A 24,639-nucleotide genomic window follows, 5' to 3' on the forward strand; every position below is an offset into this window, starting at 1 on the left:
GCTTGGGGTTGAACGATCTCGAAACGGCCCGCGAGGGACATGGTGAGCGGTTTGTTGAGGTTTTCGACGACAATTGCGGAGTGGACGCGTCAGGTCAGATCACTCAGGCCGCCGAACGGCCACCAGCGGCAGTTGCGTGACTTGCACAGGCTGCCACGCTGGGCCGCCGTGCGCGGTGCGCGCCGATCGGCACGCCGCTGCTCCAGCACACCTGCGACGTCGCAGGCGCGGGCGATCCGCTCGATCGGGGCGGTCGCCAGGGCGAAGATGGCGCGGCCGAAGCCCCTCATGAGCTCGATCGCGTCATCGACAAAGGTGGTGGTCAACTGAAGTGCTAGTGTCTGCATGTGAGTGGCCTCCTATGCCAACTTGAGCAACGCTCAAATTGGTAGTACGAAAATGAACATTGTTCAAGAAGAATCGCGGCGCGACCGGAAAAAACTTCAGCGGCGAACTCTGCTGATCGAGATCGCGCGCCGATACATCGCCACTAAAGGCTTGAGATCATTGAAAGTTCGTGATGTCGCCGAGGCCGCCGGCTGCTCCATTGGCAGCGTGTATAACGAGTTTGGCGACTTCGACGGCCTGATCCTGACCGTGAACCGGGAGACCGTTCAGGCCCTGACCGCACGGCTCAAGGCAATCCCGGCCGACGATCCCATGCGACAGCTGCACGGGCTTGCCGACGCCTATCTCGGCTTCGCCGCCGAGCACGCCAATCTGCTGCGCTCGCTGTTCGAGCACCGGATGGAGGATGACCGGCCGTTTCCGGAAGATATCCTGGCGATGGTGATGGATGCCTTCGCGCTGATGCATACACCGCTGGTGCGGCTGTTGCCCGATCGCGATCCCGACGATGTCGCGCTGCTGTCGCGGACGATGTTTTCCGCGGTCCACGGCATCATCTCGCTCGGCCTCGAGGAGCGCATGGTCGCGGTGCCGCCGGAGATGTTGCGCGAGCGGCTCGCACAGTTCGTCGACACGCATCTCGCGGGATTGGGCGTTTAGCGTGACACGTAGTCACGCGCGGGTGCGCGCGATGGTGCCGGCGACGATCTGCATGGCAATGCCGAGCACCCAACCCGCCATGATTGCCGCGGTCCAGGCGATGTCCGGCTCGCTGCGCAGCACGACGACGCCGACCGAGAAGAACGCGACCATGGTCGCGAGGAAGGTGCCGATCGCGCTGAGCAGCTCCGCCGCGTCGATCTTGCGTGTCGAGGTCCCGTCCTTCGGATGGAAGAGCTTGGGCGGCGTATCGATGCCGAGATAGAATCCGATCGCGCCGCCCAGCATCATGATCAGCAGGAACGCCTGCGAGGTCAGCGCCGACACGCTCGAGCCGACATGGATGGCGACGAACAGACCGCTGGCTGCTCCCGCCAGGGCGAGGCCGAAGCGCTCCAGGATATGGGCAAATTTTCTGACGCGGCGACGCATTGCTTTGCCTCATCACTGAATTGCACCACCGGTCACGCTAGGCCTTTTCGTTACGCCGCGAAAGTCGTCTCGCCTCACATGGCCGCGACCTCGGGACGCTTTTGTGTGCCAATTCACACCTATCGCGGCGCCGAATGATTAAAGATCGATCCAAGGTAGCAATCGACCCGGCTGCTGCTACGCTGCGCCATCCGCTTCATTCATTTCAGCGAGCGTCATTTCAATGTCGAGCCCCAAGATCATCATCCTGTCCGACGGCACCGGCAACGCCGCCTCCAGCGTCTGGCGCACCAATGTCTGGCGGATATTCCAGTCGCTGGATTTGCAGGGCAACGCGCAGGCCGCCAAGTATGATGACGGCGTCGGCACGTCGTCCTTCGTTCCGCTTGCGCTGCTCGGCGGCGCCTTCGGCTACGGCCTCAAGCGCAATATCCTGGATGCCTACAAATTCATCTGCCGCAACTACGATCACCAAAACGACTCGCAGATATACCTGTTCGGATTCAGCCGCGGCGCATTCACCGTGCGCACGCTCGCCGCACTGATCCTCGATCAGGGCCTGATCGTCGCCGACACCGAAGCCGAACTGCACGACGGCGCAGTGAAGGCCTATCGCGCGTACCGGGCCGCGGGCTACCACTCGATCTGGCGCATCGAGGTGCTGTTCCGCGCGCTGCGCGACTACATCCTCGTGCCGGTGCTGGATCGCCTTCAAGGCAACAAGCCTTATGCGGAGATCGCACGGAAACCAGTGCCGGCGATCGAGTTCATCGGCATCTGGGACACCGTCGCGGCCTATGGCCTGCCGATCGACGAGATGACACGCGGCATCTCCAACTGGGTGTGGCCGCTCGAGCTGCCGAACCGGATTCTCAGCCCGAAGGTCAAATGCGCCCGGCACGCGCTGGCGCTCGACGACGAGCGCACGACCTTCCATCCGGTGCTCTGGACGGAGCGGGAGCCGGGACAGCCCGCACCGCCTGTGCCGGCAACGATCGATGGCGAGCGCCTCGTCCAGGTGTGGTTCGTCGGCATGCACGCCAATGTCGGCGGCGGCTATCCGGACGATGCCGTCGCGTTCGTGCCGCTGGCCTGGCTGGTCGACGAAGCCGTCAAGCGCGGGCTCGTGTTCAAGAGCGCGCCGATTGCCGATCCCGACGCGATCAAGGCGATCAAGTCCTCGGAGGACAAGGATGGCCGCCTCTATGATTCGCGGGCCGGCCTCGGCGCCTATTACCGGTACGGTCCCCGCAAGGTCGCCGATCTCTGCAACGACCCCTACGCCGGCGTCAGCGTGCCGATGCCGAAGATCCACGAAAGCGTGTTCGAGCGGATCGACAGCGGCGCCAATGCCTACGCCCCGATCGGACTTCCGCCGAACTATGTGGTCGTCTCCCGCAGCGGCCAGGTGACACCGCTGGGCAGCAATACGTTTGAAACGCCCAGTGGCGCGCCGGCGCGTCATGCCGCGCAGGAGAAGCTGTGGAATTTCGTCTGGATGCGGCGGATCGCCTACTTCGCCACGCTGGCGGCGTCGCTGCATTTGGCGACGTTCTGGCTGTTCCATAACCAGCACAAGGAGCACGAATTCAGCTCCTGGTTCAGGATGATCTCGGAATTGGTGCGCTTCATCGAATCGTTCCTGCCCGCCTCGTTTCATTGGTGGACCGATTGGTATGCCGGCAACCCGGAATGGTTCGCCGGCGGCATCATCGCCGTTATCGTGCTGATGGCTGTGGGCAGTTCGCTGAGCGCAACGATCAGCGACAGGATGCGGATCATCTGGCGTGACCGCGCGAACCCGACGCCGCTCTCCGGGTCCATGCACGACGCGATCTATCGATTCCGCACCAGCACGATCTATCAGTGGATTCTCAATATCGGGAAGCGGCATGTCGTGCCGTTCCTGCTCACGGCCTTGCTGGTCTGGTTCGGCGCGACGCTGCTGAGCCATTTCCTGTTCAATGCCGCGGATTCGATGGGCGCCTTCTGCAAGGGGAGCGCGGCGGACAAGCTCGTCGCCGTCGACAAGGGTATCCCGCAGGATGCTGCCGACTTCGACACCAGCGCGATCTGTGCGCCGACCGGGCTCAAGGTCCGCACCGGGTTCAAGTACGAGATCGCGATCACGATGTCGGAGCCATGGGAGGACGCCGGACGCGCCGTCACGCCGATCGGATACCGGACCTCGACCATCGAGGGCACAAAACGCTGGCGCGGATACGCCACGATCTTTCTGCGGCGCATCCTGTTCCGGCCATGGTTCAGGCTGATCGCACGGGTCGGAGAGACCGGCGTCGACGAGTATTTCCTCGATCCGCTGCCGGCGCCGAACACCGATCCGCAAGTCTACAAAGCGAGGTTCACCGCCGATCGCAGCGGCGAGATCTTTCTCTACGTCAACCAGGCCGTCATCGGCCTGCCCTGGATCTACAAATGGTTCTACGGCGACCACAAGGGCAACGCGAAGGTCACGGTGAAGTTGCTGTGATCCGGCCCAGCCCGCGTCAACCTATTGCGGTCGGGCGATCAAGATCATGCGCGAGGCAGCGTTGCTGCCCCGCGCTCCTCCCAATCCTCAAACCTACGCCGCGCGGCCGACCGAGGCGTCGAGGTGCTTCAGCTTGGGCAACACCTCCTGCTTCAGCAACCGCAGCGAATTGTGCCAGGCTTCGGGCTTGTGCTTGTAGTCGAAGCCGAACACCAGCAGCACGCCGAAGCCGCCGACCTCCTGATAGATCTTCTCGATCTTCTCGGTGACGGTCGCGGGCGAGCCGACGATCCAGTTGTTGCGGGCGCAATACTCGACCGTGACGTCGCTGTCAGGCACGTCGGGTGACGCCTTCAAATAATCCTTGAAACCGAAGTGGCCGAGCAGCGGCAGGAAGTACTCGCCCATCATCCGTCCCATCATGTCGCCGGTCGAGAGCTTCCATGCCTCCTCGTCGGTATCGGCGACGAACACCTCGCGCACCATCCGCCAATCCCTGCGGCTCGGCTTGCGGCCGGTCTTGGCCGCGCCGGCTTCGACCGAGTCCCAGTGGCTGCCGACATAGGCCGGGTTGAGGTTGAGGCTCATCGGGATGAAGCCGCGCTCGCCGGCGAGCTTGAGCGTATCCGAATTCTTCGACAGGCCGGCGACGCCGATCGGCGGATGCGGTGCTTGCTGAGGCTTGATGTGGGGTTTGAGGAAATCGAACATCGTGTCCGGCTTGGTCACCGTCCAGAACTTGCCCTTGTGGGTCCACGGAGCCGGCTCGGTCCACATCTTCAGGATGATCTCAAGCGCCTCGCGGGTCATGTCGCGGTTCTGGCCGGACATGCCGTCGACATTGAACATTGCCCAGTCGCTCGGCAGGCCCGAGGCCGCGACGCCAAAGTTGAGCCGCCCGTTCGAGAGGTGATCGAGCATCGCAACGCGGTTGGCGAGCTCGGCCGGGTGATGATACGGCAACAGGAAGCCGCCGGGTCCGATGCGGATGTTCTTGGTCTGCAGCAGCGCCTGCGCGATCAACAGATCCGGCGACGGGTGCGGCTCCCAGGGCGCGGTGTGGTGCTCGCCGATCCAGGCTTCCTGATAACCGAGCTCGTCCAGCCAGCGCAGCACCTGCAGGTCCCAGTCGTGGCCCTCTTTCAGTCCGCACTCCGGCGGATGCGACGGCATCGCGAAGTATCCGAGTTCCATGGGTTTCCTCTCTTTGTTCGATGCGTATCTTCCGCACGCGCTCCGGAGAGTAACTGCCCCGGCTACGGCAGAACAATGGCTTTGTCGCATGCCGCCCGGCCGGGAATCACGCGTAAGGCGTCCCCTTCAGCATAATCGCGATGCCTGAAAAGCTGCGCTCCATGATCTGCAGGAAGGCCTCGCGTGTCGAGGCCGCCGATCGGCGGGCCTTGTGCTCGCGAAGCCCTTCCGCATAGGCGACGGTCACGGCGGTGACCACCATCGACGCGGCGAGCCGGGCGTCGGCATCGGCGAGCGGCCGCTTGATGGCGCCCGCCAGCACGGTTGCAAGATCATCGATCAACTCGTCACGCAACGGGCGGCGCCGCATCAGCAATCGCGGCTCGTTGGGACATGTTCGTACGATGCGTACCAAGGCGCGCCGGCCCGTCGCTGCTGATCCGCCCCGATGCCTGCATCGCCTGGGCGGCCGACGATAAGGACTTGGCGGGCCTCGACGCCGCGCTGACGCACTGGTTCGGACCCGCCACGCACTGACCGCGCAGGCGAGGTCAGACGAGACGGCATCTCAGCGCGCCCCGAACGTGGTCTTGCCGAACAGCGCCTTTTGGGTCGAGGGCTGCGAGCGCCAGTATTGCGGCGGCGCACTCACCTCGCCGCCGAGCTCGGCAGCCGCGTGCCAGCCCCAGCGCGGATCGTAGAGCATGCCGCGGGCAAGCGCGACCATGTCGGCCTTGCCTGACGCGACGATCTCCTCGGCCTGCTTCGCTTCGGTGATGAGGCCGACCGCCATCGTGGTGACGCCGGCCTCCTCCTTCACCGCCTGCGCCGCCGGCACCTGGTAGCCCGGACCGAGCGGAATCTTCTGCAGCGGCGACACGCCGCCGGAGGAGACGTCCATCCAGTCGACGCCACGCTTCTTCAGCTCCTTGGCAAATTCGATGGTCTGCGCGAGGTCCCAGGCTCCCTCGACCCAGTCGGTCGCCGACACCCGCATGCCGATCGGCTTGTGATCCGGGAATACGGCGCGCACCGCGTCGAACACTTCCAGCGGGAAGCGCATGCGGTTCTCGAGCGAGCCGCCATAGCGGTCGGTCCGCTTGTTGGCGATCGGCGACAGGAACTGGTGCAGCAGATAACCGTGCGCGCCGTGCAGCTCGAGCGCATCGATGCCGAGCCGGTCGGCCCGCCTGGCGGCCGCGACAAAGGCCTCGCGAATCCGCTTCAGGCCGGCGTCATCGAGCGCCCGCGGCGGCGCCTCACCGTCCTTATGCGGGACAGCCGACGGCCCAACCGTCTGCCAGCCGCCTTCGGCAACCGGGATCAGCTGGCCGCCCTCCCACGGACGCTGGCTCGAAGCCTTGCGGCCGGCATGGGCGAGCTGCATCGCGACCGCGGCCTTCGAATGCTTGCGCACCGAGGCCAGGATCGGCTTCAGCGCCGCCTCGTTGGCATCGCTATAGAGGCCGAGGCAGCCCGGCGTGATCCGCCCGATATCCTCGACATGGGTGGCCTCGATGCAGAACATCGCGGCGCCCGACAGCGCCAGCATGTTGATGTGGGTGAAGTGCCAATCGGTAGCGGAGCCGTCATCGGCCGAATACTGGCACATCGGCGAGACCATGATCCGGTTGGCGAGCTTGAGGCTGCGCAGTTCGATCGGGGAAAACAGAGTGCTCATGCGAGGGGCATCCGGGATCGGGGAAACGGCCACCACAAGATAGAGGCGGCCGCCCCGATCACCAACTGTCGCCGTCGCCGAACGGGCCGGGGCAGATCAGCAATGCGATAACGGTGGCCCGCAGGCCGGCGTCTCAGTCCACCAGCGTGAATTGCAGCAGCAAATTGCGCTGGATCAGGGAGAAATTGTCGTCGGAGATCATGGTCAGCACGGTCTCGCCCTCCGCGGTGACATGGGCGTCGATGCCTTCCATGTTGTCGATCTCGTTGCCGAGATCGGCATTGAAGATCGCCGGACCGTCGACGACGGCGCCGGGCGCGATGTCCGACAAAGCGAGGCGGCGGATGCGAATGCCGGCGCCGCCGAGCCAGGAGAATTTCCGCTCCAGGATCAGCAGATCACCCGACGGCAGCAGGACGGCGTCGCTGATGTCGAAATTCTCGGTGCGGCGGACGCTGAACTGGCCCGGCGTCCTGCCGCCGACCAGGAAGGCGATCAGGTTGCCGCCGGCATCGAGCCCGCGTTCCGAAAGCGCGATCAGCGTACCGGCCAGCGGCTGGCTCACCGGTGTGGCTTTGGGCATGACCTTGGGCACGAAGACGAGCGCCTCGAGCCCCTTGTTGATGGGCAGCTTGCGCGCCGCCGCCGGCAGCGGCACCACCTCGCCGCGCGAGCGGGTGAAGCCCTTGGCGAAATCGTAGCGCAGCACCTGGTTGACCCGCTCGAGCCCGACATAGGCAATGGAGCCGTCGAGCGCGAGCGATTCCGAATCGTACCAGCCGCGGGTGGCGGTGATCGGTTTGCCGTCAGCGCCGAGCAGCGGCGCCGCCTCGACATCGTCGAGCCCGGTCATCTCCCGGCCGCGATAGACGATGCGGCCGGTGAACCAGGTGCCCTGGTCGCTGACCGCAATGAAGCGCTCGCCCTTGGCATCGAGCCGCAGCGCGGACAGGCCGCCGAAGCCGGAGAATGACGAGGTCAGGATCAGGCCGCTGCGATATTCCAGCGCGCCGAACCGCACCCGCGCGCGATCGCGGATATCGAACGACGGCAGCGGCCGTGCGTTGACCTCGACCGCGACGCGTTCGTCGACGCGGTGACGGCCCGGCCTGCCGGGCGGTCCCGGCGTCAGCGCCGGCTCGATCGCGCCCTGCGCCTGCGCGAGACGTGGCAGCGCGGCGGCCGACAGCCCCGCCGCCATCCCTTGCAGGAGGTGGCGGCGGCTAAAGGGTGAGCGCATGTCTCACGAGTGAAGGCGGCGCCGCGTGCCCGGTGCGGGCGCCGAGCCGTGGGTCTCGCTGAACAGCTCGGCGAGCTTTTCGGTGATGGCGCCGCCGAGTTCTTCGGCATCCACGATGGTGACGGCGCGGCGATAGTAGCGCGTCACGTCATGACCGATGCCGATCGCGATCAGCTCGACCGGCGAGCGGGTCTCGATCTCCTCGATGATGTGGCGCAGGTGCCGCTCGAGATAGTTGCCCGGATTGACCGACAGCGTGGAGTCGTCGACCGGCGCGCCGTCGGAGATCATCATCAGGATGCGGCGCTGCTCGGGACGCGCAAGCAGGCGCTTGTGCGCCCAGTCGAGCGCCTCGCCATCGATGTTCTCCTTGAGCAGGCCCTCACGCATCATCAGGCCGAGATTTTTCCGCGCACGACGCCACGGCGCATCCGCCGACTTGTAGATGATGTGGCGCAGATCGTTGAGGCGGCCGGGATTGGCCGGCTTGCCGGCCGCAAGCCACGCCTCGCGCGACTGCCCGCCCTTCCAGGCGCGGGTGGTAAAGCCCAGGATCTCGACCTTGACGCCGCAACGCTCCAGCGTGCGCGCCAAAATGTCGGCGCAGGTGGCGGCAACCGTGATCGGACGACCGCGCATCGAACCTGAATTGTCGAGCAGCAGCGTCACAACGGTGTCGCGGAAGGTCGCCTCCTTCTCATGCATGAAGGACAGCGGGTGATAAGGATCGGTGACAACGCGCGACAGCCGCGCCGGATCGAGGATGCCCTCCTCGAGGTCGAAATCCCAGGCGCGGTTCTGCTGCGCCATCAGGCGGCGCTGCAGGCGGTTGGCGAGCCGCGCCACGATGCCCTGCAGATGCGCGAGCTGCTTGTCGAGATAGGAGCGCAACCGCTCGAGCTCGTCGTGGTCGCAGAGATCTTCGGCGGCGATCACCTCGTCGAACTTCGGCGCAAACGCATGATATTCCGGACCGCGCGGTTCGTTCTGGCCACGCGAATTCGGCCGTGTCGCTTCGCCCGGCGTCTCGTCGTCGCCGAGTTCGCCGTCGTCGAACGTGTCTGACGTGGAGGCCTGCGCGCTCTCCATCGCGCTTTCGCTCATCTCTTCCGCGCTCGTCTGGGCCTGGTCGGCGCTCATCTCCTGCGCGGCGTCGGAATCAGGCGAGCCCTCGGCACCGGACTGATCGTTCTCGCCGTCCTGGTTCTCGTCCTGGTCATCGTCGTCGTCGGAGTCCATGTTGCGGTCGTCGCCGAGATCGAGCGCCGACAGCAGATCGTGGACGAGGTCGCCGAACCTCGCCTGGTCCTCGGTGAAACGGCTGAGCTGGTCGAGCCGCGAGCCGATCTTGTCCTCCAGCGTCGGACGCCAGAGATCGACCATCTTCTTGGCGGCCGCGGGCGGCGCCATGCCGGTCAGGCGTTCGCGCACCAGCATCGCCAGCGCGTCCGACAGCGGCGCATCGGCGCGGTCCGTGATCTCGTCATACTTGCCGCGGTGGAAATGATCGTCGAGCATCGCGGTGAGGTTCTTTGCAACGCCGGCCATCCGCCGCGAGCCGATCGCCTCGACACGCGCCTGCTCGACTGCCTCGAACACGCCGCGCGCCTGCGGATTGCCCGGCATCAGCTTGCGATGCACCTTGGGATCGTGACAGGCGATCTTGAGCGCGATCGAGTCTGCGTGGCCGCGCACGATCGCCGCATCGCGCTTGGTCATCTTGCGCGCCGGCTCCGGCAGCCGCGCCTTGCCGGGCGCAAGCCCCGGCCGCTCGGCGGCGAACGAGACCTCGAGCTCCGGCTTCTTGGCGATCGCCTTCAGGCAGGCCGACACCGAGCGCTTGAACGGCTCGGTCGGCGCTTCCTTCGATCCGGGACGGAATTTGATATTGGAGGTTGTCATAGCGATTTCGTAAACCAGTGACGCGTGACGCCGCCGGGATACCCCTCAATCGAACCGAACTCTTTATATCCATTGGCACGGTAGAAGCCGGGCGCCTGGAAGCTCATCGTATCCAGATAGGATCGCGTCGCTCCGAAGCGCCGCGCCTCGTCTTCGATCGCCTTGATCAGCTTCGCGCCAAAGCCCTTGTTGCGAAACTTCTGCTCCATCCAGAACAGCTGGATGAACAACACCGCGGTCCAGACCTCGCCGACGATGCCGCCGACGATCTCGTCGCCTTGCCGCAGCGAGATGGCGAAGCGCTTGTACTTCTGCTTCCCCATCTTCTCGTTGTTGTAGCGGAGCAATCCGCCGAGCACCGCCTTCTTCGTCTGTGTGACTGTGCGCTCGACGGAGATTTTCGGCATGGACTAGCTGAGCGCCACGTTGACCGAGGATTCCGGCAACTCGACGTTGAAGCAGCGCTGGTAGAACTCGGCGACCAGCGGCCGCTCCAGCTCGTCACACTTGTTGAGGAAGGTGACGCGGAACGCGAAGCCGATGTCGTTGAAGATGTCGGCGTTCTCGGCCCAGGTGATCACCGTGCGCGGGCTCATCACCGTTGACAGGTCGCCATTGGCGAACGCGTTGCGGGTGAGGTCCGCCAGCCGCACCATCTTGTTGACGATGTCGCGGCCTTCCTGCGTGCGATAGTGCTTCGCCTTCGCCAGCACGATCTCCACTTCCTCGTCATGGGCGAGGTAGTTCAGCGTGGTGACGATCGACCAGCGGTCCATCTGGCCCTGGTTGATCTGCTGCGTGCCGTGATAGAGGCCCGACGTGTCGCCGAGGCCGACCGTGTTGGCGGTCGAGAACAGGCGGAACGCCGGGTGCGGCTTGATCACCTTGTTCTGGTCGAGCAGCGTCAGGCGGCCGGACACCTCCAGCACGCGCTGGATCACGAACATCACGTCCGGGCGGCCGGCATCATATTCGTCGAACACCAGCGCGATGTTGTGCTGCAGCGCCCAGGGCAGGATGCCGTCGCGAAATTCGGTGACCTGCTTGCCGTCCTTGACCACGATGGCATCCTTGCCGACGAGATCGATACGGCTGATGTGGCTGTCGAGGTTGACGCGCACGCAGGGCCAGTTGAGTCGGGCCGCAACCTGCTCGATGTGAGTCGATTTGCCGGTGCCGTGATAACCGGTGACCATCACGCGGCGGTTCTTGGCAAAGCCGGCGAGGATCGCGAGCGTGGTGGCGCGGTCGAAGCGATAGTCGCTATCGACTTCCGGCACATGCGGATCGACTTCGGAATAGGCGGGAACTTCCAGATCGCTATCGATCCCGAAGACCTGCCGAACCGACACCTTCATGTCGGGCAACCCGACGGGTTCTTGCGCTTTGGTCTGGACGGCCGTCGTCATTCATCCTCCGAGGTCCCGGGCAGTCCCGAAACCAGATTTAGGTCATTTGGCTGCGGATGGGGTGCTACGCACAAGCCTAGCAGAGAGCATCGGCCGGCAGAAGCCCACGGGCAAATCAAAGTTCCGTTGTTGTATCATAAAGATAGGCGCGAAACTCGGTTTTTGGAAGGCTGCTCTGCAAATCCCGCCGTACTTTCGCCGCAGCGCCACGGCGGCCTGCCCGGCGAGGCACTTTTCAGCCCGGTGGGGAGTTGTTAGCTCTCGGATCTGTTTTCACCGCACCCAGGGATTCTGTGACTTCATTCCTTGACCCATTGATCGCCTTCGTTTCGGCCCATGCCTGGCTCGCCTATCTGACGCTGTTTCTGGCCGCCCTGCTGGAAGCAGTCCCGGTGGTCGGTTCGCTGGTGCCGGGCTCGACCATCATCCTGGCACTGAGCGCGTTGGTCCCGGGCGGCGAATTGAAGCTCGTGCCGGTGCTCGCCGCCGCGGCCGCCGGCGCGATGCTCGGCGACGGCACCGCCTACCTGATCGGCCACCGCAGCCAGCGCGAGATCCTGTCGGCCTGGCCGCTCTCCAATTATCCGCGGGTGGTTGCGCAGAGCGAGGCCTTCTTCAACCGCTGGGGCGTGCTAGCGGTGTTCTTCGCCCGCTTCGTGCCGCCGATCCGCGCCTTTGTGCCGATCACCGCCGGCGCGCTCGACATGCCGCCGGCGCGCTTCTACGCGATCAACATCCCCGCGATCCTGCTCTGGGCACCGGCGCACGTGTTGCCCGGCGTGCTCGCCGTCACCGCGCTGCACGACTATGCCGGCCTGCCGCATCATCAACATGTCGGCAAGCACCTGTGGATGTTCGCGGTCGCGGGTTGCGCCGTCATCCTGTCGCTAGCGATCTGGACCATCCGCCGCCGGCATGGCGGCGGCCTGATCGAACCGGCCAAGCCGGCAAAATAGCTAAACACTATTGGTCGTGCCGGCCCGCCCGGGTGCCGGGCCGACATAGCGCGCGCGGGGCCTGATCAGCTTGCCGAGCTGAAGCTGCTCGCTGGCATGCGCGATCCAGCCGACGCTGCGGGCCATCGCAAACAGCGCGAGTTCGCTCCCCGCCGGCATTCGCAGCGCATGCACCAGCACCGCCAGCGCGTAATCGATGTTGACGAACTCGCCGGTCGCTTCCGCGATCCTATCGGGCACCTCCCTGGTGAATTTGCGCGGCGCGCCGGCCCGCGTCAGGGCCTCGAGCAGCGAGATCGCGCGCGGATCGCCCTTCTTGTAGACGCCGTGCCCGAAGCCGGCGAAGCGCTCGCCGAGCGCGACCCGCTCGCGGACCACGGGCGCGACGTCATTGTCGATCATGGTCTTGACCAGGCGCGAGGCGAGCACGCCGGCGCCGCCATGCATCGGCCCCTTCAACGCGACGAGACCCGCGATCACGGAGTCGTACAGATTGAGGCCAGTCGATGCCGCGCAGCGCGCCGTGAAGGTGGAGGCATTCAGTTCATGATCGGCGAGCAGCACCAGCGCGCGGCGAATCAGGTCGGGCGCGTGCTTCGCTCGGCGAGAGCGTGGCGCGCGCCGGGATCATGTTGTCCGGCGTCCAGACCCGCGCCACCTGCTCATGCAGCGGCTCGGCCGATGGCACGGCGTTCAGCATGGTCGCGACCAGCAGCCGCAGGATGCGCCCGCCGACCATCGCACGGCCATCAGGCGCGCGGGTGAAGGCACCGGGATCGGCACTCGCCGCCAGCGCCAGCACGGCGACCGTCCGATCGATCGGCTGGGCGCGGCGCGCGGCCTCGGCGATCGCACGCATCTCGTCCGAGACATGCGGGCAATTGTCCGACGCGAACGGATCGACGCCGGTGACGTCCCATAGCAGCGTCGCGGTGTGCTCCAGCGTGTCGCGCTCGGCGAGATCGACGCAGTTCACGCCGCGATAGATCGGGCCCTGCTCGGTGATGGTCGCGATCGCCGAATCCATCACCGGCAGGTCGGCGTCGAAATTGCGAAAGCCGCGCGGCTCCGGCGACGGCACGCGGCGCTCCTTCAACCCCCTGATGTCCTCGGCGCGGTAGCGGTGGCTGCGCGAATCCGGCGACGGCTCGGAGCGGATCAGGCCGCGGCTGACATAGGCGTAGAGGGTCGCCGGCGAGATCGCGAGCTCGGCAGCGGCTTCGCGAGCGGAGAGGTAAAGCTCGGCGGATTTTTTCATATTGATTTATATAATCAAGATTGATCAACTCGTCGAGAGGCTCGATCTTTGCGAGGTGAAGCTAGGAGATCGGGCCATGAACATGATTCTCACCAAGAGCCAGATCGGTCTGGACGGCGTTCCCGCTGCCGAGACCGTGTTGAGCCATGTCGACGGCGAGCGCGGCGAATTGATCATCGCCGGCGAGCACGTCGCCAACCTCGCGGGCAAGTCGAGCTTCGAGGGCGTCACGGCGCGGCTGTGGAACGGCGCCACCGGCAAGTCGCTGAGCGAAGCCAACATCCGCGCCGGCCTCGGCGCCGCCCGCGAACGCGCATTTGCGCGGCTGCCGGACCTGATGCCGGCGACGCGCGGCATGTCGATCGTCGACGGCTTCCGGGCCGCGATCGCAGGCCTGCGCGGCGAGAACGGGCTGGAGCACGAGGCAACCATCGTCGGCGCCTTCCCGGTGATCGCGGGCGCCCTGGTCCAGCACGCCAAGGGACATGCCCCGATCGCGCCGGACCCGAATGCCAGCCACGCCGCCGACACGCTGCGGATGCTGCGGGGGCGCAAGGCCGAGCCGCGCGAGGTTGCGGCGCTCGACGCCTATTTCGTCACCGTCTGCGATCACGGCATGAATGCATCGACCTTCACCACGCGGGTGATCGCCTCGACCCAGGCCGATCTGTTCGCGGCCATCACCGGTGGCTACTGCGCGCTGACCGGCCCGCTGCATGGCGGCGCGCCGGAGCCGGTGCTGGAGATGCTGGACGCAATCGGCACCCGTGAGCGCATCCAGCCCTGGGTCGACGGCGCGCTGGCGCATGGCGAACGGCTGATGGGCTTTGGTCATCGGGTCTATCGCGTGCGCGATCCGCGCGCCGACGTGCTGAAGGTTGCGATCGAACACCTGGAAGCCGACGGCGCCGACCTGCCGTTTGCCGGCGAGGTCGAGGCCTATATCCGCGCAGCGCTGCGCAAGAAGAACCCGGACCGGCCGCTCGAGACCAATGTCGAGTTCTTCACCGCGATCCTGCTTGATGCGCTGGAGATCCCGCGGCAGGCGTTCACGCCGATCTTCGCGGTGGCCCGTGCCGCCGGCTGGACCGCGCATGCGCTGGAGCAGCGACGCACCGGCCGGTTGATCCGGCCGAGCTCGTCCTATGTCGGGGCAGTGCCGAAGGGCTGAACAGCAGGAAGCGTCCGACGGCGGAGCCACAAACTCTGCCGTCGTCCCTGCGAAAGCAGGGACCCATACGCCGCGGCCTATCAATGGGACGATGGGGTCGACACCTGACGAGAACAATAACCGTCCGTGGTTATGGGCCCCTGCTTCCGCGGGGGCGACGGACGCAAGAGCTTACGCCTCGCGCACCACGGTCTTCAGATAATTGTACGCCTTGATGATCTCGATCAGGCGATCCTCGGTGGAGCGGTCGCCGCCGTTGGCGTCGGGATGGTGCTGCTTCACCAGCGCCTTGTACTTCGACTTGACGTCTTCGAGCGTCGCGCCGGCGCCGAGCCCCATCACCAGCAACGCCTTGCGCTCGGCGTTCATGACCTTGCGGGTCTCGGGCTTGGGCTCCGCGCCACCCGGTCCGGGGCGCCAGCGGCCGCGGCCGTTGAGCTCGGAGAACACGTGGAACGGATCGGAGGCGGCGTCGAGACCGCTCTCCTTCTTGCCGTTGTTGGCGCCCATCTTCCAGGTCGGACGGTGGCCGGTCAGCGCGTCCTTCTGGTAGCGCGCGACGTCGTCGGGATTCATGCCCTGGAAGAAATTGTAGGACTGGTTGTACTCGCGGACGTGATCGAGACAGAAGTGCCAATACTCGCGCGAATTCTCGCGGCCTTTCGGGGCGCGGTGCGCGCCCTTGTTCTGGCAACCCGCCCACTCGCAGGTCACGGCCTGCTCGCCGGCCTGCGCCTGGCGCTTCGCACTCACCTTGGTCGGCTTGATGCGAATGGAGTCGAAGAATTTTGATGAATCGATCGGCATGTTCTCTTTGACTACGCAATGCACAAATCTTCAAGTCTTGACATTGCGCAGACCTCGTTTCCCGCTTGCACCATTGACGAAAAGCCGTCGCGGACCTAACTCCGCCGCCATGAGCACCAAAGACGCTATCATAAACAAGTTGCGTGAAGCTTTCTTGCCCGAAAGCCTCGACGTGGTCGATGAGTCACATCTACATGAGGGCCACGCCGGCCACAGGCCAGGCGGCGAGACGCATTTCAGGCTATATATTGTGTCTCCGGCCTTCGAAGGGAAGAGCCGGCTCGAACGCCATCGCATGATAAATGCGACGCTGGCGCAGGAACTCGCCGGTTCGGTGCATGCACTGGCGATCCACGCCCACGGCCCCGGGGAAAAGCCGCGCTAGCTCGCGCTTGGCTCAAGACGAGGCAGTGGTTTTCCGTTATGAGAATGGGACCTCGGGCGACGGACCTGCGCCAGATGTGAGCAGGAGAATGATGGATCGTATCGCCACGCTGGATATGGGGCCATTGATGATCCCTTGCTGGCCACGCTTCCGGTCGATTGTCGCCGCCGCCGGTCTGCTCCTGATCTGCGCGATGCGCCCGGCCTCCGCGCTGGATATGCCGAGCCCGTTCGTCCAGGAGGTGCTGATCAAGAGCATCCTGGTCTCGCTCAACGATGCGGTGGCCGCGAACAATTTCGCCGTGTTCCACGCCAAGATGTCAAAGCCGTTCCGCGACCAGTTTTCGCCGGACAAGCTGAAGACGATCTTCAAGGATCTGGTCGACAAGCACGCGGTGTTCGACGCGGTCGTTGCCAAGCCGATCGTGCTCGATGAGGACGCCAAGATCGACGACAAGGGCGTGTTGCGGCTGAAGGGCCATTTCGACACCACGCCCAAACAGGTGAAGTATCAGCTCGGCTTCATCCCCTCCGACGGCGCGTGGAAGCTGTCGGGCATCTCGATCGATATCGAGTAATCCGGCGAGCCGCGGGCCCAACGCTAGAACGCCGTCCCTGCCCGCTTCGGCTTCTTCTCGTCGGGCTCGGCGGCCTCGCGCGGGACCGCGACGATGCGCAGCGCGGTGATGCGATTGCGCTCGCGGCGGAGCACGCGGAAGCGGAAGCCGTGGAAGGTGAAGCTCTGGCCGCGATCAGGAATCGATCGCGCCTCATGGATCACGAGGCCGGCGACCGTGGTCGCTTCCTCGTCCGGCAGGCGCCAGTCCATCGCGCGGTTGAGGTCGCGGATCGGCACCGAGCCGTCGACCACCACCGAGCCGTCCGGCTGGGCACGCACGCCGGCGACCACGACATCGTGCTCGTCGGAGATGTCGCCGACGATCTCCTCCAGGATGTCTTCCAGCGTCACCATGCCTTCGACCTCGCCATACTCGTCGACCACCAGGGCGAAGTGGGTCTTGCGGCGGCGGAACGCCTTCAGCTGTTCGGAGACCGGGCGCATCTCCGGCACGAACCAGGGCGGCAGCGCGATCGCCGAGGCATCGATCGCCGACATGTCGCCTTCATTGGCGCGCATCGCCCGCAGCAGATCCTTGGCGTGGAGCACGCCGACGATGTTCTCCGGCTTCTCGCGCCACAGCGGAATGCGGGTGTATTCGCTCGCGAGCACCTCGCGCACCAATTCCTCGGGCGGCAGGTCGGCATTGACCATGGTCATCTCGGTGCGGTGGACCATCACGTCGGAGACCTGCAGTTCGCTGAGGTCCAGCAACCCGCCGAGCATGTCGCGGTCCTGCTTCTCGACCTTGCCTTCGTGATGCAACAGATCGACCGCGCCGCGCAGGCGTTCGGTCGGCGACAGGATGGCCTGATGCGCGCCGATCTTGATCCCAAGCAGCCGCATCAGGGCGCGAACGATCCATTCAATGATGGTGAGAAGCGGCCCGAGCACGAACACCGTCAACCGCATCGGCCGGGCCACCAGCAGCGACACCCGGTCCGGCGCGTTGATGGCGACGGTCTTGGGCAGCACTTCCGCGAAGATCACCACCAGCACCGTCATCACACCGGTTGCATAAAGCACGCCGACATCGCCGAACCAGGCGGTGAAGATGCCGGTGGCGAGCGCGGAGGCGCCGATATTGGCGATATTGTTGCCGAGCAGCAGCGCGCCGATCATCCGCTCGCGCATCGCCATCAGGCTCGAGACCACCGTGGCCTCGCTGTTGCCCTGCTTCGACAGCCGCAACATGCTGGCGCGCGAGGCGCCGGTCAGCGCCGTCTCACTCGCCGAGAAGAAGGCGGAGACGAGCAGACAGAGCAGCACGATCGAGAAGGTTAACCAGCCCACTGAGTTGATCCGTGGTTTAGGCCTTCAGCTTGGCTTGCAGGAAGTCGCGCACCGGCTGTGGCTCGACATTGTTGGCAATCACGGCGCGGCCGACCGCCTCCAGCAGGATGAAGGTGAGCTTGCCGCGCTTGACCTTCTTGTCCTGCGCCATCAGCGCCAATAAGGCGTCGGCATCGGCAAGCCCTTCCTGCGTGAAGCCTGCGATATCCTGCAGGCGCGTCGGCAATCCTACCGCGGAAAGATGACGCGCGATGCGGGCCGCATCGTCGGATGAAATCATGCCGAGCTGCGCGGAGAATTCCGCCGCGAGCACCATGCCGACCGCGACGCCCTCGCCGTGGAACAGGCGGTCGGAGAAGCCGGTCGCGGCTTCCAGCGCATGGCCGAAGGTGTGACCGAGATTGAGCAGCGCGCGCTCGCCGGTCTCGCGCTCGTCGCGGGAGACGATGGCGGCCTTGGCGCGGCAGGAGGTTGCGATCGAGTGCTCACGCCCCGCGCCGCCCGAGAAAATGTCGGCGTGATTCTTTTCAAGCCAGGCGAAAAAGGCCTCGTCACCGAGGATGCCGTATTTCGCGACCTCGGCGTAGCCGGCGCGGAACTGGCGCGGCGACAGCGTGTCGAGCACCGAGGTATCGGCGATGACAAGCACCGGCTGGTGGAATGCGCCGATCAGGTTCTTGCCCTGCGGCGAGTTGATGCCGGTCTTGCCGCCGACGGAGGAATCGACCTGCGCCAGCAGCGAGGTCGGCACCTGCACGAAATCGACGCCGCGGCGCAGGATGGCGGCCGCGAAGCCGGCGAGATCGCCAACCACGCCGCCGCCGAGCGCGACCACCAGATCGTTGCGCTCGATCTTCGCCGCGATCAGCGCCTCGCTGACCTGCGTCAGGGTGGCGTAGCTCTTCGAGCCCTCGCCCTCCTCGACAACGATCCGCGACGTCGGCACGCCCGCGGCCGCAAGCGACGCCTCCGCCGGCTCCAGCCAGTGCCTGGCGACGGTGCGATCGGTGACGATCGCGGTCCGCACGCCGGGCCGCAGCGCCGCGACACGCTCGCCCAGCGAGACCAGCACGTCGCGGCCGATGACGATGTCATAGGCGCGGTCGCCGAGCGCGACATCGACGGTAACGGAGGCGAAGCGTTTCAAGGGCGCAGTCATGAGGTCGCGTTCAATCCATCAGGTGGTGGCTCGCCGGCCGGACGCACGCCGCACAGATGCGCGTGCAGGGCCTCGAGGCATTCGTCGACAATGCGGTCGTGCGGCACGTCGCGCGAGGCGATCGTCAGATCGGCATTCTGGTAGACCGGCTCGCGCTCGCTGAGCAGCCGGTTGACGGTTGCCTCGGGATCGGCGGTCTGCAACAGCGGACGATCGGCGCGGCGGCGGACCCGGCGCATGATGATATCACTGTCGGCCTTGAGCCAGATCGAGATCGCCTTGTCGCTGATCCGTTTGCGGGTTTCCTCGCGCATGAAGGCGCCACCGCCGGTCGCCAGCACGATCGGGCCGCTGTCGAGGATGCGGGCGATCACCCGCGCCTCGCCGTCGCGAAAATACGGTTCGCCGTGGGTCTCGAAGATCTCCGGGATCGTCATGCCGGCCGCCGCCTCGATCTCGGTGTCGGCATCGGTGAACGCCAGCTTGAGCCGCGTCGCTATCCGCCGGCCGATGGTCGACTTGCCGGCCCCCATCATGCCCACCAGCACGATCGACCGCGGCCCCAGGGCCGCTGTGATATCGGCCTCCAGGGTCGGGTGAGTGGGCGCCGGGACGGCAGCGTCGGACATCAAAAAGCTCGGATATTGGGACGATTTGCTCAGAATTCGAGCCACCTATACTACCCCCGGCGACACCGTTACCAGCGACTCTTGCAACGGCGCGGGGAACATGTTGGATGATTTCATTGGTTAATTCGCCGCCTGAGTCGCCTCCATGCCCAGCCTGTTCCGCTTCCTGACGGTCGTCGCCGTGATTTTCGGGATCGGCTACGGCATCGTCTTCGCGCTGGCCAATTTCGTGCACCCGAAACCGCGGGAAATGAGCGTGACCATTCCGCCGGATAAGTTCCTCAAGAAATAGGCGCTATGATTCTGGCATGCCCGCCGCTGCCAAAAGCCCCGCCAAGACCCAAGCCAGGACCCAAGGCAGGACCCCTGCCAAGTCCTCCGACGCCAAGCTGACCGCGTTGTTCCTCGACATGCTCGCTGCGGAACAGGGCGCCGGCGTCAACACGCTCGACGCCTACCGGCGCGACCTCACCGACTTCTCCGATTACCTCGCCCATGCCGGTGCCGATTTCACCGGCGCCGACACCGAAGCGCTGCGCGGCTACCTTGCCGACCTGGACACGCGCGGCTTCAAGTCGACCAGCGTGGCGCGGCGGCTGTCGGCGATGCGGCATCTCTATCGTTTCCTGCTCAACGAGCGGATCCGCGGTGACGATCCGGCCGCGATCCTGTCCGGCCCGAAGCGCGGTCGCGGCCTGCCCAAGGTGCTGTCGATTGCCGATGTCGACCGCATGCTGACCCGCGCCAAGGAGCTGACCCAGACCGACGTTTCGCCGGCGCAGCGGCTGCGCGCGCTGCGGCTGTACTGCCTGCTCGAGGTGCTCTACGCCACCGGGCTGCGCGTCTCCGAGCTGGTGTCGCTGCCGGTCTCCGCGGCGCGGCGCGATGCGCGGATGATCGTGGTGCGCGGCAAGGGCAACAAGGAGCGGCTGGTGCCGCTCAACGACGCCTCGCGCCAGGCGATGGCGGATTATCTCGCGGCACTGGAGGTGATGCAGCCGAAGGCGAAGAAAACAGCGCCGTCGAAATGGCTGTTTCCGTCCTCCGGCGAGAGCGGCCACCTGACCCGGCAGCATTTCGCCCGCGACCTGAAGGAGCTCGCGGCAGCCTCCGGCCTTGCGCCGCGGCTGGTGTCTCCGCACGTGCTGCGCCACGCCTTCGCCAGCCACCTGCTGCACAATGGCGCGGACCTCCGCATCGTCCAGACCCTGCTCGGCCATACCGATATCTCGACCACCCAGATCTACACCCATGTGGTCGAGGAGCGGCTGAAGAGCCTGGTCCGCGACCTGCATCCGCTCGCCGAGAAGTCGTAGCGACCCGCAGCCAGGATGGAGCGCAACGAAATCCGCGGATCCCAGCCGCGGCTCGACTTGCCCCCGATTGCGCTTCGGCCTTCGCTCTTCGAGCTACGGCGGACAAGCCGCGTCATTCGGGCTACAAGCGTCGGAGACCTCGATACCTTCACCTGATCCGCCTTGACTTCCGCGTCGTCTCCGCAGAAAGAGCGTCACCTGCCTGCGATCCCGAAGCGTGCATTCCGCCCGAATGCGCGTTAACCGATTGAAGTTACAAAACTTCTCTTGCCACCGCCAAAACCGCTTCGCCCCTCGCACTGTTCCTCCCTATATTGAGTTGATGCCCGACCCGATGCGCAGCTATCTCGACTTCGAAAAACCCGTCGCCGAGCTTGAATCCAAGATCGACGAGTTGCGTGCGCTTGCCGCGAGCGGCAGCGACATCGGCGACGAGGTCGCGCGGATCGAGGACAAGGCGGCGCAGGCCCTCACCGACCTCTATGCCAATCTGACGCCGTGGCAGAAGACGCTGGTGGCGCGGCATCCGCAGCGGCCGCACTTCACCGATTTCATTGGCGGCCTGATCACCGAATTCACCCCGATGGCCGGCGACCGCAAATTCGCCGACGACGAGGCCCTGATCGGCGGCTTCGGCCGGTTCCGCGGCGAGAGCATATGCGTGGTCGGCCAGGAGAAGGGCGCTACCACCGATACCCGCATCAAGCACAATTTCGGCATGGCGCGTCCCGAAGGCTACCGCAAGGCGGTGCGCCTGATGGAGATGGCCGACCGCTTCGGCATCCCGGTGCTGTCGATCGTCGATTCCGCCGGCGCCTATCCCGGCATCGGCGCCGAGGAGCGTGGCCAGGCCGAGGCGATCGCGCGCTCGATTGACGCCTGCCTGTCGCTCGGGGTGCCCAACGTCGCGATCGTCACCGGCGAAGGCATGTCGGGCGGCGCCATCGCCATCACCACCGCCAATCGCGTCCTGATGATGGAGCACGCGATCTACAGCGTGATCTCGCCGGAGGCGGCGTCCTCGATCCTGTGGCGCGACGGCACCAAGGCGCAGGAAGCCGCCAACAGCATGAAGATCACGGCGCAGGACATGCTGCGCTTCGGCGTGATCGACCAGATCCTGAAAGAACCCTCGGGCGGCGCTCATCGCGACCCCGCCGCGATGATCACGACCACGGGCGACGCCATCGCCCAGGCGTTCAACGACCTACGAAATCTTGATCCGGACGCGATTCGCAAGCAGCGGCGCCAGAAGTTCCTGGATATCGGCCGCAAGCTGGGCTGAGGCGCCCAAACCGCCGGATTTTTCGACCAAATCAGCCGATTTTGCCGTAATTGGGCCCCGAGCCGGGTCTTTAACGTTCCTTGAACCATGCCTGCTACCGTGAAGGCTGTCAGCCTCGGTTCAGGTTGCGAGCAGGGGTGGTCGAAGGCTAATATTTTACACAATGGCTTCAGGGCATATTCGCCGTGTTGGGGTCGCGAAAATCGCCCGGTGGGTGTGGAGCTCGGACTTGACTCATCGCACGCTCGTACGCGCGCTTCTGACTTCGGCGGTCCTCGCCGCGGGTGTCATGCTCGCCGGCTGTGACAGCGACCAGATCTCGCTCGCCCAGAACGCCAAGGCCAACCAGCCGGTCCCGCCCAAGCTCGTCGCTGCCATGACCGAGAAGGACATGGACATGCAGTCGCCGATCCTGGTGCGGCTGTTCAAGCAGGAGGCCGAGCTCGAGGTCTGGAAGCAGACCCGCTCCGGCAAGTTCGCGCTGCTCAAGACCTATCCGATCTGCCGCTGGTCGGGCGATCTCGGCCCGAAGGTCCGCGAAGGCGACCGCCAGGCGCCCGAAGGGTTCTATTCGATCAACCCGAGCCAGATGAACCCGCAGTCGGCCTATTATTTGTCGTTCAACACCGGCTATCCCAACGCATTCGACAAGGCGCTCGGCCGCACCGGCTCGCAGCTGATGGTGCATGGCGACTGTTCCTCGCGCGGCTGCTACGCGATGACCGACGAGCAGATCGCGGAAATCTATTCGCTCGGCCGCGAGTCGTTCTTCGGCGGCCAGAAGGCGTTCCAGCTGCAGGCCTATCCGTTCCGGATGACGCCGGTGAACATGGCCAAGCACCGCAACAATCCGAATATGCCTTTCTGGAAGATGATCAAGGAAGGCTACGATCATTTCGAGGTAACGAAGCAGGAGCCGAAGGTCGACTTCTGCGAGAAGAAGTACGTGTTCGATGCAGTCAAGGCGCCGAACGCGACACGCGATCCGATATTCGACGCCTCCGCGAAGTGCCCGGCCTATGTGATCCCCGAGGAGATCGCGAGCGCCGTGCGCGAGAAGGAACAGCAGGACGCCGCCGAGACCGCCAAGCTGGTGTCCAAGGGCACGCCCGTGGCGCGCCTCAACACCGGTATCGACGGCGGCATGAACGCGATCTTCGCCTCGAAGATTCCCGAAGGAAACACCGGTCTGTCCGAAGGCGGCGACAGCCAGTCGTTGCAGTCGATGGCGCTGGCGCGCGCGCCCGGCACGATCCCCGGCACGGTCAATCCGCCGCGGCCCAATCTCGCGGTCCAGCAGGAAGAGCCTGTTGTGGCGACGACGTCGTCGACCGCCCGCGTCGCCTCGTCCGAAAAGTCCGAAGGTTTCTTCTCGAGCTTTGCCCAGAAGGTCGGCATCGGCGGCACCGCCGACGCCAGCAAGACCACCGCACCGCCGCCGGCTCCGGTCGCTGCCGCACCGGCCAAGCCGAAGGTCGCCGAGGCCAGGCCGCAATCGGTGGTTCGCGTCGCCCCCAAGGCGGAGCCGAAGCAGGCCGCCAAGCCCGCGCCGAAGCCGCAGGCGACCAACACCGCCGCCGCCGCGCCGGCTCCGGCATCGTCGACCCAGCTCGCCGGCTCTGCACCGGTCGTGCAGACCAACTCGTTCGACACCCGCTTCTCCGCGGTGAAGTAAGCGCGGCCGGCTTGCGCCGCGGCGCTCGTCGTCTCCGATCAACACTTCGAACAGCACAAGGTGTCGTCCCTGCGAAAGCAGGGGCACAAAACGACCGGGCTGTGTTGTTGAAGCGCGCTGTGGCCACAGCTTTTCAAGACAATTCGCATTCGTGATTATGGGTCCCGGCAAGGCCGGGACGACACCGAATGTGTCGCTCGACCAGCGGGGCGCAGTTCCGCACTCTCGCGACATGGCCTCTCAATCGTAGCCCCCTTCGCCACCACATTCCTCTTGCCAACCACGCGTAGATGATCGCCAGATCACGCAAGGGGCACAGCCGGGAGATTGCGATGGATGATGGGGCCGTACGCACGGCGCTGCAGCGCCATTGGGAGGCATCGGACGCGAGCGATTTCGAGCGCGAGCATGAGATCTACCGCGAGGATGCAGTGCTTGATTATCCGCAATCGGGCGAGCGGATCCGTGGTCGGCGCAACATTCAGCAGAGCCGGACGGTTCAGCCGAACGAGAAGCGCTTCACGATCCAGCGCATGATCGGCAGCGGCGATCTCTGGATCACCGAGTTCGTGCTGACCTATGACGGCATCCCGTCCTACACGGTGAGCATCATGGAATTCCGCGACGGTTTGGTCGCCCACGAAACACAGTACTTCGCTGACAGGTTTGAGCCGTCACCCTCGCGCGCGCACCTTGTCGAGCACATCGGCGGACCGTCGTCACGTTGATC

25 protein-coding genes and 1 pseudogene are annotated in these 24,639 nt (G+C 65.3%); 12 read left to right on the plus strand and 14 right to left on the minus strand.

What is annotated here, in order from left to right; translation table 11 throughout:
• Window positions 1-89 precede the first annotated feature (89 nt).
• Window positions 90-347, minus strand: a complete 258-nt coding sequence (locus tag HAP47_RS39420; protein WP_173640152.1) for a hypothetical protein — start codon at window positions 345-347, stop codon at window positions 90-92.
• 52 nt (window positions 348-399) lie between these two features.
• Between HAP47_RS39420 and HAP47_RS39425 the strand changes: the two genes are divergently transcribed.
• Entirely contained in the window at window positions 400-1,008 is a 609-nt protein-coding gene (locus HAP47_RS39425) for a TetR/AcrR family transcriptional regulator (protein ID WP_173640736.1), read from the plus strand.
• A gap of 12 nt (window positions 1,009-1,020) precedes the next feature.
• On the opposite strand, the gene HAP47_RS39430 is transcribed toward HAP47_RS39425, so the two are convergent.
• Window positions 1,021-1,440 carry a hypothetical protein gene (locus HAP47_RS39430; RefSeq protein ID WP_173640151.1) on the minus strand — a complete coding sequence of 140 codons (420 nt, stop codon included), beginning with the start codon at window positions 1,438-1,440 and terminating at the stop codon, window positions 1,021-1,023.
• Between the two features lie 223 nt (window positions 1,441-1,663).
• On the opposite strand from HAP47_RS39430, the gene HAP47_RS39435 reads away from it, so the two are divergent.
• On the plus strand, window positions 1,664-3,931 hold the full coding sequence (locus HAP47_RS39435; RefSeq protein WP_173640150.1) for a DUF2235 domain-containing protein: 2,268 nt from the start codon (window positions 1,664-1,666) through the stop codon (window positions 3,929-3,931).
• 93 nt (window positions 3,932-4,024) lie between these two features.
• On the opposite strand, the gene HAP47_RS39440 is transcribed toward HAP47_RS39435, so the two are convergent.
• Both HAP47_RS39440 and HAP47_RS39445 read right to left on the minus strand, forming a co-directional pair.
• Entirely contained in the window at window positions 4,025-5,125 is a 1,101-nt protein-coding gene (locus tag HAP47_RS39440; protein ID WP_173640149.1) for an LLM class flavin-dependent oxidoreductase, read from the minus strand.
• 106 nt (window positions 5,126-5,231) lie between these two features.
• On the minus strand, window positions 5,232-5,495 hold the full coding sequence (locus HAP47_RS39445) for a hypothetical protein (RefSeq protein ID WP_231168680.1): 264 nt from the start codon (window positions 5,493-5,495) through the stop codon (window positions 5,232-5,234).
• 23 nt (window positions 5,496-5,518) lie between these two features.
• Here HAP47_RS39445 and HAP47_RS41920 point away from each other — a divergent pair, with 23 nt between their 5' ends.
• A complete protein-coding gene (locus tag HAP47_RS41920) occupies window positions 5,519-5,662 on the plus strand; it encodes an aromatic-ring hydroxylase C-terminal domain-containing protein (RefSeq protein WP_371821724.1) in 144 nt (47 codons plus the stop codon).
• A 31-nt stretch (window positions 5,663-5,693) separates the two neighbouring features.
• Here the strand turns inward: HAP47_RS41920 and HAP47_RS39450 are convergent, their stop codons facing one another.
• The 5 genes from HAP47_RS39450 to cobS all read right to left on the minus strand — a co-directional run bounded on the left by HAP47_RS39450 (window position 5,694) and on the right by cobS (window position 11,357).
• Window positions 5,694-6,806 carry an NADH:flavin oxidoreductase/NADH oxidase gene (locus HAP47_RS39450; protein ID WP_173640148.1) on the minus strand — a complete coding sequence of 371 codons (1,113 nt, stop codon included), beginning with the start codon at window positions 6,804-6,806 and terminating at the stop codon, window positions 5,694-5,696.
• 133 nt (window positions 6,807-6,939) lie between these two features.
• On the minus strand, window positions 6,940-8,046 hold the full coding sequence (locus tag HAP47_RS39455) for an esterase-like activity of phytase family protein (protein WP_173640147.1): 1,107 nt from the start codon (window positions 8,044-8,046) through the stop codon (window positions 6,940-6,942).
• Window positions 8,047-8,049: 3 nt separating this feature from the next.
• Complete coding sequence (gene cobT, locus HAP47_RS39460; RefSeq protein WP_173640146.1) at window positions 8,050-9,948, minus strand: cobaltochelatase subunit CobT; 1,899 nt, start codon at window positions 9,946-9,948, stop codon at window positions 8,050-8,052.
• Window positions 9,945-10,355 carry a GNAT family N-acetyltransferase gene (locus tag HAP47_RS39465; RefSeq protein ID WP_173640145.1) on the minus strand — a complete coding sequence of 137 codons (411 nt, stop codon included), beginning with the start codon at window positions 10,353-10,355 and terminating at the stop codon, window positions 9,945-9,947. Before HAP47_RS39465 ends, cobT begins: the two co-directional genes overlap by 4 nt.
• Before the next feature lie 3 nt (window positions 10,356-10,358).
• On the minus strand, window positions 10,359-11,357 hold the full coding sequence (cobS, locus tag HAP47_RS39470; RefSeq protein ID WP_173640144.1) for a cobaltochelatase subunit CobS: 999 nt from the start codon (window positions 11,355-11,357) through the stop codon (window positions 10,359-10,361).
• A gap of 293 nt (window positions 11,358-11,650) precedes the next feature.
• On the opposite strand from cobS, the gene HAP47_RS39475 reads away from it, so the two are divergent.
• Window positions 11,651-12,313 carry a DedA family protein gene (locus HAP47_RS39475; protein WP_173640143.1) on the plus strand — a complete coding sequence of 221 codons (663 nt, stop codon included), beginning with the start codon at window positions 11,651-11,653 and terminating at the stop codon, window positions 12,311-12,313.
• Here HAP47_RS39475 and HAP47_RS39480 read toward each other — a convergent pair.
• Window positions 12,314-13,571: pseudogene (locus HAP47_RS39480) on the minus strand (citrate/2-methylcitrate synthase).
• Between the two features lie 76 nt (window positions 13,572-13,647).
• Between HAP47_RS39480 and HAP47_RS39485 the strand changes: the two are divergent.
• On the plus strand, window positions 13,648-14,742 hold the full coding sequence (locus HAP47_RS39485) for a citrate synthase/methylcitrate synthase (protein WP_173640142.1): 1,095 nt from the start codon (window positions 13,648-13,650) through the stop codon (window positions 14,740-14,742).
• 171 nt (window positions 14,743-14,913) lie between these two features.
• Here the strand turns inward: HAP47_RS39485 and HAP47_RS39490 are convergent, their stop codons facing one another.
• The gene (locus tag HAP47_RS39490) at window positions 14,914-15,549 is read right to left on the minus strand and encodes a J domain-containing protein (RefSeq protein ID WP_021082239.1); all 636 of its coding nucleotides are present in this window, start codon (window positions 15,547-15,549) and stop codon (window positions 14,914-14,916) included.
• Between the two features lie 109 nt (window positions 15,550-15,658).
• On the opposite strand from HAP47_RS39490, the gene HAP47_RS39495 reads away from it, so the two are divergent.
• Window positions 15,659-15,934, plus strand: coding sequence for a BolA family protein (locus HAP47_RS39495; RefSeq protein WP_173640141.1), 276 nt, complete (start codon window positions 15,659-15,661; stop codon window positions 15,932-15,934).
• 88 nt (window positions 15,935-16,022) lie between these two features.
• Complete coding sequence (locus HAP47_RS39500) at window positions 16,023-16,511, plus strand: hypothetical protein (RefSeq protein ID WP_231168682.1); 489 nt, start codon at window positions 16,023-16,025, stop codon at window positions 16,509-16,511.
• Window positions 16,512-16,534: 23 nt separating this feature from the next.
• On the opposite strand, the gene HAP47_RS39505 is transcribed toward HAP47_RS39500, so the two are convergent.
• Genes HAP47_RS39505 through HAP47_RS39515 form a run of 3 tightly spaced genes read right to left on the minus strand, consistent with a single transcriptional unit; the run spans window position 16,535 to window position 19,633 of the window.
• On the minus strand, window positions 16,535-17,845 hold the full coding sequence (locus tag HAP47_RS39505) for an HlyC/CorC family transporter (protein WP_173640140.1): 1,311 nt from the start codon (window positions 17,843-17,845) through the stop codon (window positions 16,535-16,537).
• A 16-nt stretch (window positions 17,846-17,861) separates the two neighbouring features.
• The gene (gene aroB / locus HAP47_RS39510; RefSeq protein WP_173640139.1) at window positions 17,862-19,004 is read right to left on the minus strand and encodes a 3-dehydroquinate synthase; all 1,143 of its coding nucleotides are present in this window, start codon (window positions 19,002-19,004) and stop codon (window positions 17,862-17,864) included.
• A complete protein-coding gene (locus tag HAP47_RS39515) occupies window positions 19,001-19,633 on the minus strand; it encodes a shikimate kinase (protein WP_173640138.1) in 633 nt (210 codons plus the stop codon). Before HAP47_RS39515 ends, aroB begins: the two co-directional genes overlap by 4 nt.
• 145 nt (window positions 19,634-19,778) lie before the next feature.
• Between HAP47_RS39515 and HAP47_RS39520 the strand changes: the two genes are divergently transcribed.
• From HAP47_RS39520 to HAP47_RS39540, 5 genes are all read left to right on the plus strand, one after another.
• The gene (locus HAP47_RS39520; RefSeq protein ID WP_050405944.1) at window positions 19,779-19,925 is read left to right on the plus strand and encodes a hypothetical protein; all 147 of its coding nucleotides are present in this window, start codon (window positions 19,779-19,781) and stop codon (window positions 19,923-19,925) included.
• A gap of 16 nt (window positions 19,926-19,941) precedes the next feature.
• A complete protein-coding gene (gene xerD, locus HAP47_RS39525) occupies window positions 19,942-20,949 on the plus strand; it encodes a site-specific tyrosine recombinase XerD (RefSeq protein WP_173640137.1) in 1,008 nt (335 codons plus the stop codon).
• 322 nt (window positions 20,950-21,271) lie between these two features.
• The gene (locus tag HAP47_RS39530) at window positions 21,272-22,234 is read left to right on the plus strand and encodes an acetyl-CoA carboxylase carboxyltransferase subunit alpha (RefSeq protein WP_173640136.1); all 963 of its coding nucleotides are present in this window, start codon (window positions 21,272-21,274) and stop codon (window positions 22,232-22,234) included.
• A gap of 229 nt (window positions 22,235-22,463) precedes the next feature.
• A complete protein-coding gene (locus HAP47_RS39535) occupies window positions 22,464-23,909 on the plus strand; it encodes a L,D-transpeptidase family protein (RefSeq protein WP_173640135.1) in 1,446 nt (481 codons plus the stop codon).
• A 332-nt stretch (window positions 23,910-24,241) separates the two neighbouring features.
• Window positions 24,242-24,637 carry a nuclear transport factor 2 family protein gene (locus HAP47_RS39540; RefSeq protein WP_173640134.1) on the plus strand — a complete coding sequence of 132 codons (396 nt, stop codon included), beginning with the start codon at window positions 24,242-24,244 and terminating at the stop codon, window positions 24,635-24,637.
• Window positions 24,638-24,639 lie beyond the last annotated feature (2 nt).

The organism is Bradyrhizobium sp. 41S5, assembly GCF_011516665.3.
In the GTDB taxonomy this organism is placed as follows: Bacteria; Pseudomonadota; Alphaproteobacteria; order Rhizobiales; family Xanthobacteraceae; genus Bradyrhizobium; species Bradyrhizobium quebecense.

Bases quoted from the DNA above. Each gene is read 5' to 3' on its own strand.
- HAP47_RS39420 (WP_173640152.1), bottom strand. From the start codon at position 347: ATGCAGACACTAGCACTTCAGTTGACCACCACCTTTGTCGATGACGCG.
- HAP47_RS39425 (WP_173640736.1), top strand. From the start codon at position 400: ATGAACATTGTTCAAGAAGAATCGCGGCGCGACCGGAAAAAACTTCAG.
- HAP47_RS39430 (WP_173640151.1), bottom strand. From the start codon at position 1,440: ATGCGTCGCCGCGTCAGAAAATTTGCCCATATCCTGGAGCGCTTCGGC.
- HAP47_RS39435 (WP_173640150.1), top strand. From the start codon at position 1,664: ATGTCGAGCCCCAAGATCATCATCCTGTCCGACGGCACCGGCAACGCC.
- HAP47_RS39440 (WP_173640149.1), bottom strand. From the start codon at position 5,125: ATGGAACTCGGATACTTCGCGATGCCGTCGCATCCGCCGGAGTGCGGA.
- HAP47_RS39445 (WP_231168680.1), bottom strand. From the start codon at position 5,495: ATGCGGCGCCGCCCGTTGCGTGACGAGTTGATCGATGATCTTGCAACC.
- HAP47_RS41920 (WP_371821724.1), top strand. From the start codon at position 5,519: ATGTTCGTACGATGCGTACCAAGGCGCGCCGGCCCGTCGCTGCTGATC.
- HAP47_RS39450 (WP_173640148.1), bottom strand. From the start codon at position 6,806: ATGAGCACTCTGTTTTCCCCGATCGAACTGCGCAGCCTCAAGCTCGCC.
- HAP47_RS39455 (WP_173640147.1), bottom strand. From the start codon at position 8,046: ATGCGCTCACCCTTTAGCCGCCGCCACCTCCTGCAAGGGATGGCGGCG.
- cobT (WP_173640146.1), bottom strand. From the start codon at position 9,948: ATGACAACCTCCAATATCAAATTCCGTCCCGGATCGAAGGAAGCGCCG.
- HAP47_RS39465 (WP_173640145.1), bottom strand. From the start codon at position 10,355: ATGCCGAAAATCTCCGTCGAGCGCACAGTCACACAGACGAAGAAGGCG.
- cobS (WP_173640144.1), bottom strand. From the start codon at position 11,357: ATGACGACGGCCGTCCAGACCAAAGCGCAAGAACCCGTCGGGTTGCCC.
- HAP47_RS39485 (WP_173640142.1), top strand. From the start codon at position 13,648: ATGAACATGATTCTCACCAAGAGCCAGATCGGTCTGGACGGCGTTCCC.
- HAP47_RS39490 (WP_021082239.1), bottom strand. From the start codon at position 15,549: ATGCCGATCGATTCATCAAAATTCTTCGACTCCATTCGCATCAAGCCG.
- HAP47_RS39495 (WP_173640141.1), top strand. From the start codon at position 15,659: ATGAGCACCAAAGACGCTATCATAAACAAGTTGCGTGAAGCTTTCTTG.
- HAP47_RS39500 (WP_231168682.1), top strand. From the start codon at position 16,023: ATGATGGATCGTATCGCCACGCTGGATATGGGGCCATTGATGATCCCT.
- aroB (WP_173640139.1), bottom strand. From the start codon at position 19,004: ATGACTGCGCCCTTGAAACGCTTCGCCTCCGTTACCGTCGATGTCGCG.
- HAP47_RS39515 (WP_173640138.1), bottom strand. From the start codon at position 19,633: ATGTCCGACGCTGCCGTCCCGGCGCCCACTCACCCGACCCTGGAGGCC.
- HAP47_RS39520 (WP_050405944.1), top strand. From the start codon at position 19,779: ATGCCCAGCCTGTTCCGCTTCCTGACGGTCGTCGCCGTGATTTTCGGG.
- xerD (WP_173640137.1), top strand. From the start codon at position 19,942: ATGCCCGCCGCTGCCAAAAGCCCCGCCAAGACCCAAGCCAGGACCCAA.
- HAP47_RS39530 (WP_173640136.1), top strand. From the start codon at position 21,272: ATGCCCGACCCGATGCGCAGCTATCTCGACTTCGAAAAACCCGTCGCC.
- HAP47_RS39540 (WP_173640134.1), top strand. From the start codon at position 24,242: ATGGATGATGGGGCCGTACGCACGGCGCTGCAGCGCCATTGGGAGGCA.